This is a genomic window from Flavobacterium tibetense, from assembly GCF_003293845.1.
In the GTDB taxonomy this organism is placed as follows: domain Bacteria; phylum Bacteroidota; class Bacteroidia; order Flavobacteriales; family Flavobacteriaceae; genus Flavobacterium; species Flavobacterium tibetense.
This window is the reverse complement of sequence record NZ_QLST01000007.1, coordinates 52,084-73,006: the sequence shown is the minus strand read 5'-3', so window position 1 is coordinate 73,006 and position 20,923 is coordinate 52,084. Positions and strand designations below refer to the sequence as shown.

At 33.5% G+C, this 20,923-nt stretch carries 18 protein-coding genes; 12 read left to right on the top strand and 6 right to left on the bottom strand.

Translation table 11 applies throughout. The annotated features are described in order from the left end of the window. On the bottom strand, positions 1 to 1,251 hold the full coding sequence (locus DPN68_RS06960) for an ABC transporter permease (RefSeq protein ID WP_113988932.1): 1,251 nt from the start codon (positions 1,249 to 1,251) through the stop codon (positions 1 to 3). Positions 1,252 to 1,437: 186 nt separating this feature from the next. Here DPN68_RS06960 and purH point away from each other — a divergent pair, with 186 nt between their 5' ends. The 6 genes from purH to rodA are packed head-to-tail and all read left to right on the top strand — an operon-like array spanning position 1,438 to position 8,551. Next, a complete protein-coding gene (gene purH / locus DPN68_RS06955; RefSeq protein ID WP_113989002.1) occupies positions 1,438 to 2,964 on the top strand; it encodes a bifunctional phosphoribosylaminoimidazolecarboxamide formyltransferase/IMP cyclohydrolase in 1,527 nt (508 codons plus the stop codon). 55 nt (positions 2,965 to 3,019) lie between these two features. Next, on the top strand, positions 3,020 to 4,048 hold the full coding sequence (locus DPN68_RS06950; protein WP_113988931.1) for a rod shape-determining protein: 1,029 nt from the start codon (positions 3,020 to 3,022) through the stop codon (positions 4,046 to 4,048). 10 nt (positions 4,049 to 4,058) lie between these two features. Beyond that, positions 4,059 to 4,880 carry a rod shape-determining protein MreC gene (mreC, locus tag DPN68_RS06945; protein ID WP_113988930.1) on the top strand — a complete coding sequence of 274 codons (822 nt, stop codon included), beginning with the start codon at positions 4,059 to 4,061 and terminating at the stop codon, positions 4,878 to 4,880. 1 nt (position 4,881) lies between these two features. Continuing rightward, positions 4,882 to 5,385, top strand: a complete 504-nt coding sequence (locus DPN68_RS06940) for a rod shape-determining protein MreD (RefSeq protein WP_113988929.1) — start codon at positions 4,882 to 4,884, stop codon at positions 5,383 to 5,385. Further along, positions 5,382 to 7,295 (top strand): penicillin-binding protein 2, encoded by a 1,914-nt coding sequence (mrdA, locus tag DPN68_RS06935; protein ID WP_113988928.1) that lies wholly within the window; start codon positions 5,382 to 5,384, stop codon positions 7,293 to 7,295. Before DPN68_RS06940 ends, mrdA begins: the two co-directional genes overlap by 4 nt. Beyond that, positions 7,295 to 8,551 carry a rod shape-determining protein RodA gene (gene rodA / locus DPN68_RS06930; protein ID WP_113988927.1) on the top strand — a complete coding sequence of 419 codons (1,257 nt, stop codon included), beginning with the start codon at positions 7,295 to 7,297 and terminating at the stop codon, positions 8,549 to 8,551. The genes mrdA and rodA overlap by 1 nt, the downstream gene beginning before the upstream one ends. On the opposite strand, the gene DPN68_RS06925 is transcribed toward rodA, so the two are convergent. Continuing rightward, a complete protein-coding gene (locus DPN68_RS06925; RefSeq protein WP_113988926.1) occupies positions 8,552 to 9,358 on the bottom strand; it encodes a DNA/RNA non-specific endonuclease in 807 nt (268 codons plus the stop codon). A 49-nt stretch (positions 9,359 to 9,407) separates the two neighbouring features. On the opposite strand from DPN68_RS06925, the gene DPN68_RS06920 reads away from it, so the two are divergent. Beyond that, positions 9,408 to 9,941 carry a hypothetical protein gene (locus tag DPN68_RS06920; RefSeq protein WP_113988925.1) on the top strand — a complete coding sequence of 178 codons (534 nt, stop codon included), beginning with the start codon at positions 9,408 to 9,410 and terminating at the stop codon, positions 9,939 to 9,941. Positions 9,942 to 9,983: 42 nt separating this feature from the next. Here DPN68_RS06920 and DPN68_RS06915 read toward each other — a convergent pair whose 3' ends face one another. Further along, on the bottom strand, positions 9,984 to 12,140 hold the full coding sequence (locus DPN68_RS06915; RefSeq protein WP_113988924.1) for a carboxy terminal-processing peptidase: 2,157 nt from the start codon (positions 12,138 to 12,140) through the stop codon (positions 9,984 to 9,986). Positions 12,141 to 12,285: 145 nt separating this feature from the next. Between DPN68_RS06915 and surE the strand changes: the two genes are divergently transcribed. Genes surE through DPN68_RS06890 form a run of 5 tightly spaced genes read left to right on the top strand, consistent with a single transcriptional unit; the run spans position 12,286 to position 17,040 of the window. After that, complete coding sequence (gene surE / locus DPN68_RS06910; protein WP_113988923.1) at positions 12,286 to 13,050, top strand: 5'/3'-nucleotidase SurE; 765 nt, start codon at positions 12,286 to 12,288, stop codon at positions 13,048 to 13,050. 1 nt (position 13,051) lies between these two features. Next, on the top strand, positions 13,052 to 13,324 hold the full coding sequence (locus tag DPN68_RS06905) for a hypothetical protein (RefSeq protein WP_113988922.1): 273 nt from the start codon (positions 13,052 to 13,054) through the stop codon (positions 13,322 to 13,324). Positions 13,325 to 13,326: 2 nt separating this feature from the next. Further along, positions 13,327 to 14,439 (top strand): lipid-A-disaccharide synthase, encoded by a 1,113-nt coding sequence (gene lpxB, locus DPN68_RS06900; RefSeq protein ID WP_113988921.1) that lies wholly within the window; start codon positions 13,327 to 13,329, stop codon positions 14,437 to 14,439. Positions 14,440 to 14,468: 29 nt separating this feature from the next. After that, positions 14,469 to 14,990: a C40 family peptidase gene (locus DPN68_RS06895; protein WP_113988920.1), complete on the top strand. Its 522-nt coding sequence runs from the start codon at positions 14,469 to 14,471 to the stop codon at positions 14,988 to 14,990. A 37-nt stretch (positions 14,991 to 15,027) separates the two neighbouring features. After that, positions 15,028 to 17,040, top strand: a complete 2,013-nt coding sequence (locus DPN68_RS06890; RefSeq protein ID WP_113988919.1) for a ComEC/Rec2 family competence protein — start codon at positions 15,028 to 15,030, stop codon at positions 17,038 to 17,040. A 4-nt stretch (positions 17,041 to 17,044) separates the two neighbouring features. Here DPN68_RS06890 and DPN68_RS06885 read toward each other — a convergent pair whose 3' ends face one another. The 3 genes from DPN68_RS06885 to DPN68_RS06875 are packed head-to-tail and all read right to left on the bottom strand — an operon-like array spanning position 17,045 to position 20,922. Beyond that, entirely contained in the window at positions 17,045 to 17,506 is a 462-nt protein-coding gene (locus DPN68_RS06885; protein ID WP_113988918.1) for a thioredoxin family protein, read from the bottom strand. A 50-nt stretch (positions 17,507 to 17,556) separates the two neighbouring features. Beyond that, positions 17,557 to 19,374, bottom strand: a complete 1,818-nt coding sequence (locus DPN68_RS06880; RefSeq protein WP_113988917.1) for a peptide MFS transporter — start codon at positions 19,372 to 19,374, stop codon at positions 17,557 to 17,559. Positions 19,375 to 19,377: 3 nt separating this feature from the next. After that, the gene (locus tag DPN68_RS06875; protein WP_113988916.1) at positions 19,378 to 20,922 is read right to left on the bottom strand and encodes a peptide MFS transporter; all 1,545 of its coding nucleotides are present in this window, start codon (positions 20,920 to 20,922) and stop codon (positions 19,378 to 19,380) included. Between the last annotated feature and the right edge of the window lies 1 nt (position 20,923).

Below are 20,923 nucleotides of genomic sequence, written 5' to 3'. Positions count from 1 at the left end.
CTACATTCCTGTTCGGATAGCTTCCACTGGGTCTAATTTTGAAGCGGTAATTGCAGGAATAATTCCAGAAATTAACCCGATGACTACAGCTAAACTAGTCCCTAAAAGCATGTTGTAAGCACTCAGAACAAATTCAAAATCAAGCGCATGCGTTAAAACTAATGCAATAATCCATACCAAAAACATTCCAATCAAACCACCAATTAGTGATAAGATTACAGCTTCAAATAAAAATTGGAATAAAATAAAACGATTTTTAGCTCCCAATGCTTTTTGGATTCCGATTAAATTCGTTCGCTCTTTTACAGAAACAAACATAATGTTGGCAATTCCAAATCCACCTACTAAAAGGGAAAATCCACTGATTAACCATCCAACCAAATTCATTTGACCCACAATATTATCAATAAAATCAGTAAATCCAGAAAGTACATTGATGAAGAAGTTATCTATTTCACTCGATTTTACGCCTCGAAAATTTCGTAATTTTTGGGTTAATTCTGCTTTAAACTCCTCCATATCAATTCCTTTTACCGGTTTGATTAAAATAGCTGGTGTTAAAGCTTTATTGGTATCGCCATACAATCGACGTAAGAAATTCACAGGAAAAAAAACGGCAATATCATTACTGTCTCCAAAAGTAGATTGTCCTTGTTTTTTTAAAACGCCTATTACAGTAAAACGTTGCCCGTACAACCTGATTTTCTTACCAATTGGCTCCACATTATTGAACAATCCAGCAGCAACTTCGCTTCCAATCACAATTACTGGCACTCCCGAATTGGACTCTGATTCATTAAAAAAACGTCCTTTCTCTACTTTAATGGGTTCAATATCTATGAATTCATTGGTAGAAGGTTTTACTCGAATAGAATTTACGGTTTTGTCTTCGTACTTAATACTTTCATTACGTGTAAAAAGATTAAATGACATTTTATCTACGCCATTCACCGAACGTTTAATAAACTCATATTCTTCGTAACTCACATCTGGAAATTGCTGTCTCTTCCATCTTGGAATATCAGAAGGTCCGAAAGAAAAACGCATCAGATATACGGTATTCACATCCATATCACTCAAATCACTTTTGATTTTTTTATCCATAGAATCTACCGCAGCCAAAACCGCAATAATGGAAAAAATACCAATGGTCACTCCTAACAACGATAATAATGTGCGTAGTTTATTGTTGCGAAGTGCATTTAAGGCAAACGCCAAACTTTCTGTGAGTAAGCGTAAATATAAAAGCATATTTATGAAGTTATGTTTATAAGTAGTTTAAAAAGGAAAAATGTTACAAATAATCTAAAAAAAGAATCCAAAAAAATAGTAAAACAGCTGAAATTAAGTTTGAAAGTTTTAATAAGTATACCTACTTTTGCACAACGAAAACAACAACCTTATCTGAGTCAACTTCAGAATAATACAACTCAACAAATGAACACAACAAAAAACATTCAAGCGGCTTTAATTTCGGTATTCGACAAAACAGGTTTAGAACCTATTGTTAAAGCGCTACACCAAAACCATGTAACCATTTATTCTACTGGCGGAACCGAAGCTTTTATCAAAGATTTAGGCATTCCAGTGGTTGCTGTGGAAGACATTACGGATTTTCCTGAAATTTTAGGCGGAAGAGTAAAAACATTACATCCAAAAATTTTCGGAGGTATTTTAAACCGTCAAGACAATCCTAGTGATGTGAAACAAATGGAAGAATTTAATATCCCACAATTGGATTTGGTGATTGTAGATTTGTATCCATTTGAAAAAACGGTGGCTTCAGGAGCGAGTGAAACTGATATTATTGAAAAAATTGACATTGGTGGTATTTCATTAATCCGTGCTGCTGCTAAAAACTTTAAAGATACTGTTATTGTTCCTTCAGTGGAAGAATACGCTACTTTCCTGAATTTTTATACTGAAGGAAACGGAAATACCACATTGGAACAAAGACGTTTATTAGCCACCAAAGCTTTCCATGTTTCGTCACATTATGATGCGGCAATTTTTGGTTACTTCAATACGGATGAAACCATTTACAAAGAAAGTATCGCAAAAGGACAAGTGTTGCGTTACGGCGAAAATCCACATCAAAAAGGATTTTTCTTTGGCGAATTTGACAAAATGTTTACCAAATTAAACGGTAAAGAATTATCATACAACAACTTACTTGATGTTGATGCGGCCGTAAACTTGATGAATGAGTTCAAAAATGACGAACCTACATTCGCTATTTTGAAACATAATAATGCTTGCGGAATTGCCACTCGTAAAACCATGAAAGCTGCTTATGTTAATGCTTTGGCTGGTGATCCAACTTCAGCTTTTGGCGGTGTATTAATTGCCAATGGCACCATCGATTTAGCAACAGCCGAAGAAATCCACAGTTTGTTTTGCGAAGTAATTATTGCTCCAGCATTTGAAAAAGAAGCACAAGATTTATTGGAAGAAAAGAAAAACAGAATTCTTTTGGTACAACATGACGTAGAACTTCCTACTAAAAATGTGAGAACTTGTTTAAATGGCATTTTAGTTCAAGATAAAGATAGCATTACAGACAATAAGTCGCATTTAAAAAACGTTACCAATACAACACCTTCTGAAGAAGAAATTGCAGATTTACTTTTTGCATCAAAAATTTGTAAGCATACCAAATCAAACACCATTGTATTGGCAAAAAACAAACAACTGTGTGCTTCAGGAACTGGGCAAACTTCACGTGTTGATGCATTACGCCAAGCAATTGAAAAAGCAACTTCTTTCGAATTTGATTTAACTGGTGCTGTAATGGCGAGTGATGCGTTTTTCCCATTTCCAGACTGTGTGGAAATTGCAAACAAAGCTGGAGTAACTGCAGTGATCCAACCTGGAGGTTCAATTAAAGACGAATTAAGCATCAATTATTGCAATGAAAATAATATGGCGATGGTATTTACAGGAACACGTCATTTCAAACATTAATTTTTATACATTTGTAATTAAAACCAATATTAATACAATAACCCAATAAAAGCGTATGGGATTTCTTGATTTCATGACTGAGGACATCGCAATTGACCTTGGTACAGCAAATACCTTAATCATTCACAATGACAAAGTTGTAATTGACAGTCCGTCTATTGTAGCAAGAGATAGGATTTCTGGAAAAATTATTGCCGTTGGTAAAGAAGCCAACATGATGCAAGGTAAAACTCATGAAAACATCAAGACCATTCGTCCGTTAAAAGATGGTGTTATTGCTGATTTTGATGCTTCGGAACAAATGATAAAAATGTTTATCAAAAGTATTCCTGCATTAAAAAAGAAATGGTTTACACCAGCTCTTCGTATGGTTATTTGTATTCCTTCGGGCATTACAGAAGTAGAAATGCGCGCGGTTAAAGAATCCGCAGAGCGTGTAAATGGAAAAGAAGTGTATTTGATTCACGAACCTATGGCTGCTGCAATTGGTATTGGTGTTGACATTATGCAACCAAAAGGAAATATGATTGTTGACATTGGTGGTGGAACAACTGAAATTGCTGTAATTGCTTTGGGCGGAATTGTTTGTGACAAATCGGTAAAAATTGCTGGTGATGTATTTACCAATGATATCATTTACTACATGAGAACACAACACAATTTATTCGTAGGAGAAACCACAGCTGAAAAAATAAAAATTCAAATTGGTGCCGCTACCGAAGATTTAGATAGCGCTCCTGAAGATATGTCGGTTCAAGGAAGGGATTTACTTTCTGGGAAACCAAAACAAGTAGACGTTTCTTTCCGTGAAATAGCAAAGGCATTGGATAAATCCATTCAACGTATCGAAGATGCTGTTATGGAAACCTTATCACAAACGCCTCCAGAATTAGCAGCCGATATTTATAACACAGGAATTTATTTAGCCGGTGGAGGTTCTATGCTAAGAGGTTTAGACAAACGTATTTCATTAAAAACCGATTTACCTGTTTACATTGCCGAAGATCCATTACGAGCAGTAGTTCGTGGAACTGGAATTGCGTTAAAAAACATCAACAAATACAAAAGTATTCTTATCAAATAAAGAAAAGTAAATGCAGCAAATAATTTATTTTATTATTAAAAACAGCTATAAATTGCTGTTTTTGCTGCTTTTGGGCATTGGGCTAACGCTTACTATAAAATCACACTCCTACCACCGCAGTGAGTATATCAATTCAGCTAATGCAGTTACTGGAGGATTTTATCAAAAAATTAATGACGCTAACGAATACTTAAGCTTGAAAGAGAGAAACAGTGAGCTAGCCGAAGAAAATGCCCGATTAAAACAATTACTTTTCAACCAAGCTGATACTCTTTTGAATTGGAATGATTTTGATGATTTTAATGCGGATTATATTGCCCGAAAAGCGAAAGTTATCAAAAATTCCTTCAATGTTAGAGAGAACTATTTAACAATAAATAGAGGGAAAAAAGATAGTATTTTTACTGATATGGGAGTTATCAATGACAAAGGAATTGTTGGTATAATTGAAAAAACTTCAAAAAATTACGCTACGATTTTAAGTGTTTTGAATACCAAATCGCGCATCAATGCTAAAATAAAAAATTCGGAACATTTTGGTTCTCTTATTTGGGATGGGAAAAATGCAGGTTATGTTCAATTGATTGACGTGCCACGATTAGCTTCTCTTAAAAAAGGAGATTCTATTGTAACTGGAGCCGAATCTGAAATTTTTCCAGAAAATATTCCTATTGGAAAAATTGACAAAGTGTTTATTGATCCAAAAACCAACTATTACACTATAAACGTGCGATTATTTAACGATATGACTGCTTTAGGTTATGTTTATATAATCGAAAACAAGAAAAAGGACGAAAAGAAAAATTTAGAAACCGAAACAACTAAAAAATAAATTGAACGATTCATTAGCTAACATATCACGTTTTATTCTTTTTTTAATGTTGCAATTGCTATTGTTCAACAATATTGACTTTATGGGTTATTTAAACCCTTTTCCATACGTTTTATACATTATTTTATTTCCCGTAAATGGAAACAAACCAACACTTTTAGTTACTAGTTTCTTATTGGGTTTATTTCTTGATATGTTTACAAATTCGGGTGGTGTTCATGCTACAGCATCTTTGTTTTTAGCCTATGTGAGACCTAGTTTATTTAAATTCTCGTTTGGTTTAAGTTACGAATACCAAACCGTTAAAATTGCTGACAAGATTACTCCAGAGCGAATATCTTTTCTAATTTTAGCAATATTTATTCATCATTTGGTTTTATTCTTATTAGAATTTTTCCGTTTGAGTTTAATTGTATCGGTAATTGGTCGCACTTTCTTAGCCACCATCTTTACCTTCTTCATGTGCTTACTAATTATTTACTTGATAAAGCCAAATAAGCGATGAGAAAAGGATTATTACCCGCAATAATTATCATAAGTGCTGTAATTATACTCGCACGAATTTTTTACTTGCAAGTAGTAGATGAAAATCTAAAACTGCAAGCAGAAAACAACGCCATTAAAAAGGTTTTTGATTTTCCTGAAAGAGGCTACATTTATGATAGAAACGGAAAGTTATTGGTAGCCAATCAACCTTCTTATGACATCATGGTAGTTCCTAGAGAAATCAAAAATATTGATACTTTAGGATTTTGTAATCTATTAGGTATAACAAAAGAATATTTCATCAAACAGATTGAGAAAGCTAAAGTATATAGTCCAAGATTACCTTCTGTATTTCTATCCCAATTAAACAAAAGAGAATATGCCGGTTTTCAGGAGAAAGAACGAAAATTTGAAGGTTTTTACGTCCAAAAAAGAGCTCTTCGTGATTACCAAGTAAATTATGGAGCCAATATTTTTGGATTTATCACTCAGGTAAACCAAGGTATTATTGAGAAAAATCCGTATTACAACAGTGGCGATTTAATTGGAAAACAAGGTGTAGAACAAGAATACGAAGAAACATTGAGAGGTATTAAAGGAGTAAAATATTTATTGCGAGACAAACACAACAAAATAATTGGACCTTATCAAGAAGGTAAGTTTGATACTATTGCCCAACAAGGAAATGACCTAACACTAACCATTGATGCGGAGCTTCAAAAATACGGCACCGAATTAATGATTAATAAACGTGGAGGGATTATCGCAATAGAACCTAAATCTGGCGAAATTTTAGCATTGATTTCTGCACCAACTTACGACCCAGCTTTACTGGTAGGTAGACAACGTTCTAAAAATTACACGGCTCTATATAAAGATTCCATTGCAAAACCTTTATACGACAGAGCTTTACAAGCAGAATATCCGCCAGGATCTCCATTTAAAATCGTAACAGGCCTAATTGCCCTGCATGAAGAAGTAATTGATGAAAACACCGGATTTGTTTGTAATCACGGTTTCTTTTATGCTAGAGGAGCTTTTATGAAATGTCACGATTCTGGTGTTTCTCGTTTAAATAACGGGTTTTACAATTCGTGTAACACTTATTTCGCTAGCATTTACAGAAAAACCATTGAAAAATATAAAAGTCCGGGTTATGCCGTTGATAATTGGTCCAAACATGTAAAAAGTTTTGGATTGGGCGACTTTTTAGGAACAGATATGCCCATTGGAAGAAAAGGTTTAGTTCCTGATACCAAATTTTATAAAAAACATAGAAATTACAATCCAGACCAGATACGAAGTTCTTATATCATTTCCAATGCTATTGGTCAAGGTGAAGTTTTAACCACTCCAATACAATTAGCTAATATGATGGCTGTTGTAGCAAACAAAGGATATTACTACACGCCTCATATTGTAAAAAAAATAAAGGACAAAGAAATCGACATTAAATACAGAACCAAACATGTTAGTACAATTGATCCAAAACACTTTGAACCAGTAATTCAAGGATTGGCAGATGTGTACAACGTTGGTACTGCTTCATCTTTAAAGGTAAAAGATTTAGAAATTTGCGGAAAAACAGGAACAGCTGAAAATAAAATTAGAGTGGCTGGTAAAACGTATCAATTAAAAGATCATTCTATTTTCGTCGCTTTTGCACCAAAGGAAAATCCAACTATTGCAATTGCTGTTTTCATTGAAAATGGTTATTGGGGCGCTAGATGGGCCGGACCTATAGCAACCTTGATGGTAGAAAAATACATTAAAGGCGAAATTACTAGAAAAGACTTAGAAGACCGAATGCTAAATGGAAGTATTCAAGACGAATATAAAAAAATTGAAGATATTATTTACCAAAGAACTCCATCACAAACAAAACCCGATTTAGTAGCCATTAAAGAAGATGAAAAACCCGAAAATTAATGAGAAATCAAAGTATAGGAAATAGCATCGATTGGTTGAGCCTCTTTTTATACTTCCTATTAGTAATAATGGGTTGGTTGACCATTTATTCTGCTTCATTGCCCATCGAAGAAACTTCCATATTTGATTTGGAACAAATTTATGGCCGTCAAATGCTGTTTATATTTTTTAGTATTCCATTAATTAGCATTCTACTTTTTCTAGATGCCAAAATGTTTGAACGTTTTTCCTTGATTTTTTATATTCTTGGAATCATACTCTTACTTGGTTTATTTGTTTTCGGAGTTACCAAAAAAGGACAAACCAACTGGTATCAATTTGGCGGTTTTGGATTTCAACCTTCTGAGTTTGTAAAAACAGGAACCGCTTTATTACTTGCCAAATATTTAACTTTCTCCCAAATTAATTTAAAAAACTTTAAACACCAATTAGTTGCATTTGCCATTATTGGACTTCCAGTTGCTTTAATTTTAATGCAACCCGATGCGGGAAGTGCCATGATTTTTCTTTCATTGGTATTTGTACTATACCGAGAAGGTTTGCCTGGCTGGTATTTAGGAGCAGGAGTTAGTGCAATTCTTTTATTCTTTTTAGCCTTATTATTTAACCCTATTTACATCGTTCTAGGAATATTTTTGATAATGGCAATTCATTACGTTAATAATAGAAAGATTACAAGAAACATCTTTGTTTATTTATTTGTTTTTCTTTTGTCAATTGGGTTTACTTATTCTGTAAATCATGTCTTTAACAATGTCTTAGAGCCACATCAAAAAGACCGAATTGATGTTTTGATAGGCGAAGAAGTAGACATGAAACGAGAAGGTTATAATCTAAACCAATCGATGATTGCTATTGGATCTGGAGGATTAACAGGAAAAGGCTATTTAGAAGGCACGCAAACCAAAGGTGGATTTGTTCCAGAACAACACACTGATTACATTTTCACAACGGTTGGTGAAGAATGGGGATTTGTAGGAAGCTTTATTGTAATCGTCATTTTTGTTTGTTTGTTTCTACGAATTCTTTATTTAGCCGAAAACCAAAAAACAAAGTTTAGTCGTGTTTATGGGTATTGCGTAGCAACTTATCTTTTTACGCACTTTTTTGTGAACATTGCGATGTTAATCAAATTATTTCCAACAATTGGAGTACCACTTCCCTTTTTCTCTTATGGTGGATCTAGTTTATGGGCGTTTACCATTATGCTTTTTATTTTCATCAAATTAGATGCAAACAAAGTCAATGAATGGTAGTTAGAAACTCCATTTCTTATAACTCACTTCAGCTTCCAATCTATTTTCTATAGTATCTTCTAATTCAGGAAAGAAATCAATTCCGGTCAGTTTTTCTATTTCATCTACTGTTACCACAAAAGAATACAAAGGTACTTTAGATGGCTCGTGAGGCACTAAAAAACCAATCATTTTGGAATGATCTTTGGTCATTAAGATTTTATAAAAATAATTGGGGACTGCAACTTTTTCTTTACCAATGGTTTTTAATTCTCCTTTTAAAACACCACCAGTAATTACATAAAGTCCATTGTATTTTGTAGCCCAATATCTAGTTTTTTGTTCCAATCTATTCCAAACACCATTATTAAAAGAAGGAATTTGTGGTGTAATATTAGAAGTAAAAAAAGTCTCATCATACAACTCTTTTGAAGATTTTCTATCTCCAGCCGGACACAAATGCCCTCTATCATAACCCGAGTTTTTGAAATTTCTCCAGTCAGCTGATGCGGTAGTAACTATTGGATCTTGATTGAAATATGGTCGGTTGTAATTTGTAGCTATCATGTCCTTATCGGTCAATTCGTAAGCAACCCACTCTGATTGTTCGTGAGTTTCAGAATAAGAAAAACTAAATCCTTTTCGGTGATAAATAACATTGGTCGTAGATGTTGGGTAAAAATTAAAATCTCCAGGAATTACAGCTTCTGTAGTGGTATTTTCGCCCAATTCATCGGGATTTGGAATAAAAATTTCAATTCCATACTCTTTACAAGAAAAAGTGAAACAAACTAACACAAAAAGTAATATCGCTCGAAAAAGGGTCATAATAGTCAGAATTATCGTAACTTTGTAAAAGTACTTAAAAATTGAAATTATGAGAACAAAAATTTTATTATTATTAGCCTTCGTTAGTATTCAAGTAGGATATTCTCAAGTAATTGAGAGTAAAATGGAAACAGTTATTATTGATTCTGTAAGAAATGTTAAGGCGCAAGAAAAAGCACAAAATGAATTAGCCAAACAAAATGCTGAAAAAATAAAAGAACAAAAAGCGCAAGAAAAAGCACTAAAAGAAGCTGAACAAGCGCAGAAAAAAGCACAGCAGGCTCAGAAAAAAGCTGAAAAAGCTCAAAAAAAGGCTGAAAAAGAATTACGCCAAAAAGAGAAAAAAGCTAATCAAAGAGCAAAAGCGCTTCGCAACGTAGAAAAAAATCAGAGTAGAATTGCCAAACAACAAAAAGCAATTGAGAAACACCAGAAAGCTCTTGAAAAAATGGAACGAAAAGGAAAAATTTCTCCTGAAGCTGAAATCAAATGGAAAAAGAAAGATCTTTCTTTACGCGAACGCTTACTGAAATTAGAAAAAGACCAAGAAAAAAATCAGAAAGATTTAATGAAATTACAATAAAAAGAAAACGCCAAATGAAATTCATTTGGCGTTTTTTTAAACTTATTTTTTCTTCTTTTTAACTTCAGCAACTTTATTTTCTTTGCCAGAAGTTTTTAAATCCGCTAAAACATTAAAAGCTTCATCAACATAAATATCTTTTTGCATTTCTTCATGCCAACGTTCTCGCTTTTCTTTGGACAAAGCGTCTTTCTCAAATAATTCATTTTCGTATGGCAACCAAGAAAATTGCAATTGGTTATTAAATTCGGAAATAGCTTTGAATTTCTTAGCTTTCTCATCAGAGTCTTTCATTTTAGCTTTGAAAGCTTCTAGATTCAAATCAAAATCGTTATCATCTTTTCTTTCAAAAATCCATTTGGCGTTTTCGTCAATCAGTTTGAAGTTATCATTTGTAGCAATTCGGGAATTACTTTTTGCAATTATAGTTTCAAAACCATTCGATACTGGTACATATTTCGCAGGATCAATTTTATCCCAAGGCATCGCATTTGTTGCATCTCTCTCGCCCATATCCAAATAACGGAATCTGTCTGGCAAAACAATATCGCTCAAAACTCCTTTTAATTGGGTTGAACCACCATCAATTCTGTAAAATTTCTGAGTAGTTGTTTTCAATGCTCCCAAATCACCTAAGGAATTCCCACGAACAAATTGGTTCAAATCAATTACATTTTGTACCGTTCCTTTTCCGTAAGTGTGTTTACTTCCAATAACAATTCCTCTTTTGTAATCTTGAATCGCAGCGGCAAAGATTTCAGATGCCGAAGCCGAGAAATTATCTACCATTACCACCAATGGTCCATCCCATTGTACACCTTTATCGGTATCGTAAAGCACTTCTTTTCTTCTTCCAGATGATTTGATTTGTACAACTGGACCTTCATCGATAAACAATCCTGTCATTTTAACAACCGTTTCTAGAGAACCGCCGCCGTTTCCACGTAAATCCACCACAATACCTTCTACATTTTGCTCTTTCAAATACGCAACTTCTTTAGCTACATCTTTATAAGCATCACGATTGTCTTTGTTTTCGAATTTGATATAGAATTTTGGTAAATAAATAATTCCAAATTTCTTTCCGTCTTTTTCAATTACTGCCGAACGCGCAAAAGTTTCTTCCGTTTCTACTTCATCACGAATAATGGAAACTACTTTGATTGTACCATCCACTTTTTTAACAGTCAAACGCACTTCTGTTCCTTTTGGACCTTTGATTTTTTTCACTACATCATCCAAACGCATTCCAGCAATATCCAAAGGTTCATCTGCGCCTTGTGCTACTTTCAAAATCATATCACCCGCTTCCAATTCTTTTCCTCTCCAAGCCGGTCCACCAGAAATTAATTCAGAAACCTCAACACCTTCTGTTTTCTTTTGTAATCTAGCGCCAATCCCTTCGAAAGTTCCGCTCATACTAATATCAAATTTCTCTTTATTATCAGGAGAAAAATAAAACGTATGCGGATCAAATCGTTCTACTAATGCATTAATATAAATTGAAAACCAATCACTTCTATCCAATTCATCTTCAATAAAGTCAAAATAATCATTTAACGATTTTAGAGTGTTTTCTCTTGACTCTTTTTCGATACTTTCAAAAGACTTCACTTGGTAAGAAGCATCATTTTTCTTTTTATCTTCTTCCAATTTTTGTTTATCCGTTATAGAAGATAAAACCGATAATTTTAATTGTTTTCTCCAACGATCTTTTAATTCACGTTCATTTTTTGCAAATGGTTGCTTTTCATAATCTACATTAAACTTTTCATTGGTAGCAAAGTTGAACGGCTTATCAAGAATGTCCTTGTAAATCTTTCTAGATTCTTTCATACGTTGCATCAAACGTGTATGCGTGATTTCGAAAAAAGTTAAATCTTTATTCAAAACCATATCATCAATTTGCTTTTCGTATTTGCTAAATTCATCCAAATCGGACTGAATAAAGAAACGTTTTGAAGGGTCTAAACTATTCAAATATTCTTTATAGGCAGCTACAGAAAAGGCATCATCAAACGCAATTGGGTCATAATGTCCTTTGTCTAAGACAAAAGTCAATAACTCCAGTAACAATTTATCTTTTTCAGGATCTTCCGCTTTTTTACTTGGAACAAAGCTCCAAAGTACTGCTGATAAAATAGTTACCAGTAAAATAATCTTATAATTTCTTTTCATAAAATCAACTATTCGTTTCATTCAAAATTTTTCATCTAAGGTACATAAAAAACCGTGCCACAAAAGTGCAATATACAATAAAATTTTGTTAAAATCAGTTAGAATAATTGGGTTTTAAACCCTTTTTTAGTCCGAAAATAATTAATTTAGCCAAAAATAATTCAAAATGAGTAAACCACTTATTTTAGTTACCAATGATGACAGCATTGTTGCGCCAGGCATTCGAACGTTAATTAGCGTGATGAAAGAAATTGGCGATGTAATTGTTGTGGCGCCTGATAGTCCGCAAAGTGCTATGGGACATGCTATTACTATTAACAACACCTTGCATATTGACAAAGTGAATCTAGATCCTGATTTAGAACACGAATACAGTTGTTCTGGAACACCAGTAGACTGTGTAAAAATGGCAGTACGAGAGATCTTGAAACGCAAGCCTGATTTGTGTGTTTCTGGAATCAATCACGGTTCTAATTCTTCTATCAATGTGATTTATTCGGGAACGATGAGTGCTGCTGTTGAAGCCGGAATCGAAGGTATTCCTGCAATCGGGTTTTCGCATGTAGATTATGGTTGGCATACCGATTTTGAACCTATCAAAAAATATGTAAAAAAAATTGCATTGGAAGTATTACACAATAAATTACCCGAAGGTGTTGTTTTAAATGTAAATTTTCCAAAAGCAGAAAAAACGATTCAAGGAATAAAAGTGTGCCGGCAAGCCAAAGCCATGTGGATGGAACAATTTGACAAAAGAACGAATCCGCAAGGAAAAGAATATTATTGGTTATCAGGCGAATTCGTGAATCAAGACAAAGGACAAGATACGGATGAATGGGCGTTGGAAAATGGATTTATTTCTGTTGTTCCTGTGCAATTTGACTTAACCGCTCATCATGCCATACAAATAGTAAATAATTGGGATTTATAACATGCAAAAGAAAGATTTTTTTATTGGAATTCTATTAGGATTAGTAGGTGGATTTATTGGTTGTTTTATAGCCTTAAAAATTTACACCGATTTGAATTTTATTGACGGTTTTAAAATGATGCAACAAGGCGGATTGATTGGAAAAGTCATTACGCTAGGTGCAATTTTAAACTTAATTTTATTTTTTATTTTATTGAAAATAAACAGAGATTTAATGGCACGCGGCGTTATTTTAGCCATGTTTGTACTTACTATTTTAACCTTGATTTTGTAACAATGAAATACTACATCATAGCGGGTGAAGCTTCAGGCGATTTGCATGGAGCCAACTTAATGAAAGCTTTGTACAAAGAAGATCCTAATGCTGAAATACGTTTTTGGGGTGGCGATTTGATGCAAGCAGTTGGCGGCACCATGGTAAAACATTATCGTGAATTGGCTTTTATGGGCTTTATTGAAGTAGTATTGAATTTAAAAACCATTTTAAACAACATCAAAATCTGTAAAAAGGATATTGCTGATTTTCAACCTGATGCTATTATTTTTATAGATTATCCGGGTTTTAACATGCGAATTGCGACTTGGGCAAAAGAACGTAAGATTCCAACACATTATTACATTTCACCTCAAATTTGGGCTTGGAAAGAAAACCGCATCAAAGCCATTAAACGCGATGTAGATTTTATGTATGTTATTTTGCCTTTTGAGAAAGATTTTTACGAAAACAAACACCAATTCCCAGTTCATTTTGTAGGTCATCCATTAATTGATGCTATTGAAAACCGAACAACGGTTGACGACGCAACATTCAGAAAAACGCATCAATTATCCGAAAAACCAATTATTGCTTTATTACCTGGTAGCCGTAAACAAGAAATTACCAAAATGCTCTCGTTGATGCTTTCGGTGGTTCAAGATTTTAAAGAATACCAATTTGTTATTGCTGGTGCTCCAAGTCAAGATTTGGAATTATACCAACCTTTTTTGAACGAAAATGTAGCCTTTATTTCCAATAAAACGTATGATTTATTGAGTGTTGCTCATGCAGCATTGGTTACTTCGGGAACCGCAACGTTAGAAACCGCTTTATTCAAAGTTCCAGAAGTGGTTTGTTATAAGGGGAGTTGGATTTCGTACCAAATTGCCAAAAGAGTCATTACGTTGAAATACATTTCATTGGTCAATTTAATCATGGACAAAGAAGTGGTAAAAGAACTGATTCAAGACGAATTAAACACAAAAAACATTCGTTTGGAATTGGCTAAAATTTTATCAGGACCACATCGCGAAAAAATGTTGAAAGACTACGAAACATTAAAAAACAAATTAGGCGGAAAAGGAGCAAGCGCGAAAACAGCGAAGTTAATTGTTTCGTCGTTTGAGAAATAATTTTTATTTTAGCGAAAAAAGTCAAAGCCTTGAAAAAATTCGCATTTCTATTTCTTCTCAGCATTTTCGTAATCAGCTGTAAAACGCAATCCAATATTGTAACATCCAAAGATGAAGCCATAAAAAAAGGGATTTACGACACCAAAAAAACTAAAAAATCCGCTGGTAAATTGAATTATGAAATTGTAGATTTTGCCACAGAAAACTTGGGCGTAAAATACCGATATGGCGGCACTACAAAAGCAGGAATGGATTGTTCGGGTTTGGTGTTTACTACTTTTAAAAACTTCAACATTGCGTTGCCAAGAACTTCTAATGCAATGGCAACACAAGGCGAAAAAATCGCGACAAAAAAAGCACAAGTTGGCGATTTAATTTTCTTCAAAACCAATGGTAGTCGGACGATCAATCACGTAGGAATCATAACAGAAATTTCGAATGATGAAATCAAATTTATTCATTCGTCTACGCAAAAAGGCGTGATTATCTCTTCCACAGCCGAACCGTATTACGATAAAAGTTTTGCGCAAATTAACCGTGTAATTAATTAAAACTTTTTCTTACTTTTAACCCAACTAATTTATTGGTTTGAAAGTATTTCCGTTTCCACTCATTCCATTTACATTAACTCTAGCAGTAGGTATTGTTGCTGGAAAATCGTTTCTACCCAATGGTTTTCAAATTTCAATTGGAATTACTATTAGTTTTTTGATTTTTCTATTGTATTTCTTGAAAGCGAGAAAACAATTGTTCCCTTCGATTAACTTTGGAATTGCCACTGCTTTTTTAGCTTTTTTCATTGGAACAGGACTTCACTTTTTGCATTTCCAACCCAATCGTGCTAATCATTATTCGAATGTATTGCAAACAGAAAACAATTATGTTTCTGGTGTAGTTTCCAAAGTATTGAAATCGAGTGCCAAAAATCACAAATACGAATTCGAAATTCAATCGGTTAACCAAAAACAAGCTATTGGAAAAATCCTGATTTACAATAAAAAAGACAATCCAACACAACTAAAACCAGGTGATGTAGTACTTTTTGAATCGCAATTGCAAAGTGTTCCAAAAAATTTGAATCCGTACCAATTTGATTATGCCAATTATCTAGCGAATCAACATATTTTTCACCAAGTTTTCTTGAAGCCGAATGATTTTAGAATCATTGGAAACCAATCCACATTTGCATCATTTACCCATTTCACCAGAGTAAAACTGACTTCAAGTTTTCATCATTTAAATTGGAAACCCGAAACACAAGCTTTCATCAACGCTTTGCTTTTTGGGCAAAAAAATCATTTGGAACAAGACACATTAACTTCTTTTACTGATGCTGGTGTCATGCACGTTTTAGCCATTTCAGGATTACATGTTGGAATCATTTACATGTTCATTGCTTTTGCTTTAAAACCTTTGAAACGTTACAAAAAAGGTAGATTAATCGAATTGCTTCTGACTTTATTTCTACTTTGGTCATTTGCGGCATTAACTGGATTTTCGGCTTCTGTGAGTCGGGCTGTGACTTTATTTAGTATTATTGCTATTGGAAGATTTTGGAACAAAAGAAGTTCGGTTTACAATTCCATTGCAGCATCGGCTTTGCTTTTGTTACTTGTAAATCCGAATTTTATCTTTGATATTGGCTTTCAATTGAGTTATTCGGCGGTTTTGTCGATTGTTTTATTTCAGCCTTTTTTCGAACGGTTTTACTTCAGTAAAAATAAAATTAGTCGCTATGTTGTGGATTTGATTTTGGTTTCTGTTGCGGCACAAATTGGTGTTTTACCATTGAGTTTGTATTATTTCAATCAGTTTCCAATATTATTTTTGGTAGCTAATATTTTGGTCATTCCATTCGTGACATTACTTTTATTACTTGGTGTTTTGACCTTGATTTTGAATTTTATATTTCCAATGTTAGCCCAATTTCCAGCTTTTGCCATAGAGAAAATAATCGATTTCATGACATTTTACGTCGGTTGGATTTCAAAATTTGACACGTTTATCATTCGGAATATTTCATTTTCGGCGAGTTTGTGTTTGGTAGCTTATTTGATGATTGCTTGCTTTTTGTATTGGTTGTATCAGAAAAAGAACAAAGCGCTGATCTATTTTTTGGTCAGTATCATTTTGGTTCAAATTACGTATGTTTTCTCACAAACTTCTGCGCAATTGCAGCACGAAATGCTAATTTTTAATACCAAAGGAAGTTTATTTGCCATAAAAAAGAATACCGAAACAACATTTTTCAGCACTTCACCCGAAGAGCAAATTGCAACTATTTCGGATTACAATAGAGGCAATTTTACAGAAAATAGCACCATTTTACCCATTGAAAATGTATATCTATTTGGGAATCGAAAAATATTGGTAATTGATGATTCGGGCTATTTTAAAATTGGGATAAATCCTGATGTTGTCGTTTTGATAGACAATCCAAAAATCAATTTAGAGCGTGTAATTAAAGAGCTACAACCTAAAACTATCATTGCCGACAATAGTAACGGTTTTTATAGAATTAACCAATGGAAGGCAACTTGCGAGCAAGAAAAAATCCCTTTTCATGCCACTGCCGAAAAGGGATTTTATAGGATAAAATAATTTCTTATTTCTTTTTTAAGATATCATTGGCAGTTGCCAACCATTTATCAGGTCCGCCAGCTACATAACCTGTATTTCCTAAACCATTTAAGTTGATTGTTCCGTCTTTTTTCTCTGGATTTACGAACCAAATAGTTGGATAACCCTGCACACGAAACATTGCTTGTAATTGCTGATTTTGCGTTTTAATCTCCTCTGGTTGAGGTGTTCTTCTTGGATAATCCAAATCAACCAAAACTACATTGGTTTTTGCCCATTTTTCGAATTCTGGTGTTTTAAAAACTTCCTTTTGCAAACGAATACACCAGCCACACCAATCCGAACCTGTAAAGAACATCAACAAAGGTTTTTTCTCTTTCATGGCAATTTCTGATGCTTTGCTTACATCGGTATGCCAAGTCAATTCTTGCGCGTTGATGGTTGTTGTACTTAAAATCAAAAACGCTATCAATAGTAATTTTTTCATATATAATTTCATTTTAAATTTATAAAGTCAAAAAGAATGCCAAATGTTTTTTAACGCACGCCGTGCATTAGTTTTTTGATGATTGGTGACATCACAATTGATAAAACTCCAATAGCTACAGAAACAAAAGTTAACATCCAGAAGAAATAACTAATTCCGTTTTTGTCAGCAATTGCCTCAACTTCCTCTCCAAACATACCAGCTCCTTTCATACCAATAGCAACTGCCAAATACCAAACACCAAACATAAAAGCAATCATTCTTGCTGGAACTAATTTACTCACGTATGATAAACCAACTGGTGAAATACACAATTCTCCCATGGTATGAAAAAGATATACTAAAATTAACCAAATCATACTCACCGATGCTGTTTGAGCTCCTGGTTCAATACCCATTGCTCCAAATGCAACACATGCCATTCCTAATGCCAACAAGAACATTCCAATTCCATATTTTACATTAGCATTTGGATTGTATTTACTTTCCCAAACTTTTGAAAATAATGGCGCTAAAGTAATAATAAACAAAGAGTTAAGAGTTGAAAACCAAGTTGCTGGGACTTCTGTTAAAGCTTCTGTTGTTTTCTTAATTCTTAAAAACTCTAAGGTAGCATCAGATAATTCCAAGTATCCAGCAGTGTAATAATCTTTAACTAACATCCATAATGCAATAATCCAAATAATTACAAAACTGATACTTAATACAATACTTGCAACTGAATATTTAGCAAATGTTTTTCTAAACAATAAAAACATTACCCAATTAATAATGATCAGAGGAACAATTGTCATTAAAGAATTAATTACCAAAAATATGGCGCTGGAATTCCCTGTTAAGATTCTATTTGTATATTTTTCAGCAAAAACTGTTAAACTATTTGGTGATTGTTCAAAAATTGCCCAGAAGAAAATAGTAATAAATGCAAAAAAAGTAACAGCAATTAATTTTTCTCTTGTAGTTTTTGAATATTGAGTAATTCTATAAACCAATAAAATTATAAATAAAACTAAGGCTGTGAGAATGGCTATTGCATTTCCGTTTTCGCCTAGAAAACCAAAAACATTAAAATTTCCACCTGATATTTTTGAAATTTTAGTTGCTGGCGCATTTATTATCCAAAGTAAGCCTAAAGTCGTTGATATAGCAATCACAACTAATTGCCAAGGAGTGAAAGGAACTCTTTTGTCAGTATCAAGTTTAGCAAGTTCTTCAACATCTTTTTTAACTGGTTTCAATCCAATATCACCAAAAATACTTTGGGACAACCAAAACTGAACCAATCCTAAAAACATAAAAATTCCTGCTAATCCAAAACCATAGCCCCATCCCACTTTTTCACCTAAATAACCACAAAGTAAAATTCCGAAGAAAGCACCAGCATTTACACCCATGTAAAAAATAGTGTAAGCTCCGTCTTTCTTTTCAGGTCTGTCTTTGTACATTTCTGAAATGATTGAAGTCATATTAGGCTTAAAAAATCCATTGCCAAAAACAAGTAAAACAAGTCCAAGATAAATAGTGAATTGCGTTTCAAATGCCATAGAAAAATGACCCAAAGTCATCAACAAAGCGCCAATAACTACAGCCCATCTATAACCAATTTTTTTATCAGCAAAATAACCTCCGAGCATAGTCGAAAGATAAACTAAACCAACATAAGATCCGAAAAGTGAAGATGCTGTTCCTTGATCCCAACCCCAACCTCCATCAACAACAGAAGCCATGAAAAATAGAACTAGCAATGAACGCATTCCATAAAAAGAAAATCGTTCCCACATTTCGGTAAAAAACAATACAAATAGCCCCGATGGATGTCCTAATACGGTATCTTTAAAAAAGTGGTCTGTTGAATTTGTTTGACTCATAGTTTATTTATTTAATTCTTTGTCTACTCCGTGCATTAATTTTTTGATAATTGGTGATATGATTAATAAAAATACCCCAATTCCAACTCCAGTATAAAACAAGTAAGTGAATAATTTTAAATAAGCAGGTTTCGCTACATCTAAAGCTAATGTTTCTCCTACATTCGTATCAATCGCTGCGATATTTGCTAAAACTCCTGCTATAAATTCTGAACTTGCCGTAGCTAAGAACCAAACACCCATCATAAAACCTACAATCTTAGCCGGTGATAATTTAGTAACTGCTGAAAGTCCAACTGGTGATAAACAAAGTTCTCCCATAGTGTGTAAAAGATAGGTCAATACTAACCAAATTGCCGCTACTTTTCCAGCTTCAGAAACTGAAATTCCGAAAACTAAAACACCAAATCCTAATCCAACAAAAATTAAAGCTAAAGCAAACTTAACCGCAGTATTCGGATTGTACTTACCTAATTTAACCCAAATCCAAGCGAAAACTGGTGCTAAGAAAATAATGAATAAAGCATTCAAACTTAAAAACTGGTTAGGCTTCCAATCTACTCCAAGAAATCTTGTATCTAATGCTCTATCAGCAAAAAGATTCATTGAAGTATAAGCTTGTTCAAATAACGCCCAAAACACAATAGTGAAAACAATTAAAATTGTTAATGCCAATAAACGTTCACGAGCAATTTTATCTAATTTGGTAATTGCATAATATAAAATATAAATGAAAGAAATTAACCCTGAAACAATCAAAGCATTCTGAACAATAGAATGACTTTGTACCATTTGCCAGATAATCAATGTAGATAATGTTCCTAAAATGTAAATCCAATACTCTGTTTTTAAGCCAAAAGTTACTTTATTTAATGCCTCTGGATAATTGCTTTCACCTTTTCCTTTAAAATATCTTTTTCCATAAATAAAAGTCAGCAAACCAAAGAACATTCCAACTCCAGCAGCTCCAAATCCGTAGCTCCATCCGTATTCATCTCCTAACCAAGCACAAATGATAGTAGCTAAAAACGACCCTAAATTGATTCCCATATAGAAAATAGTGAAACCAGAATCTCTTCTCACATCACCTTGCTCATACAATTCACCAACTAAGGAAGAAATATTTGCTTTCAAAAAACCAACTCCCATAACAATGAAAGCCAACGACAAATAAAACACTTGTAAAGCAAAATTATCTCTAACAATTTCACCTGTTACTGATTTTGTTGCGGCATTTCCTTCAAAAGCCATTCCAATATGACCTAAAACCAATAAAATTGCACCAAAAACGATGGCTTTTCTAAATCCTAAATATTTATCGGCTAAATAACCACCAATTACTGGAGTTGCATAAACTAAAGCCGCATAACTTCCTACCAATAAATTACCTTCTGTATCTAAAAACAAATGATATTTTACCAAATAATAAATTAATAACGCTTTCATTCCATAGAACGAAAAACGCTCCCACATTTCAGTTAAGAAAAGGATGAATAACCCAGTTGGATGTCCGAATAATTCTTTTTGATCAGTTGTAGTTGTGCTCATA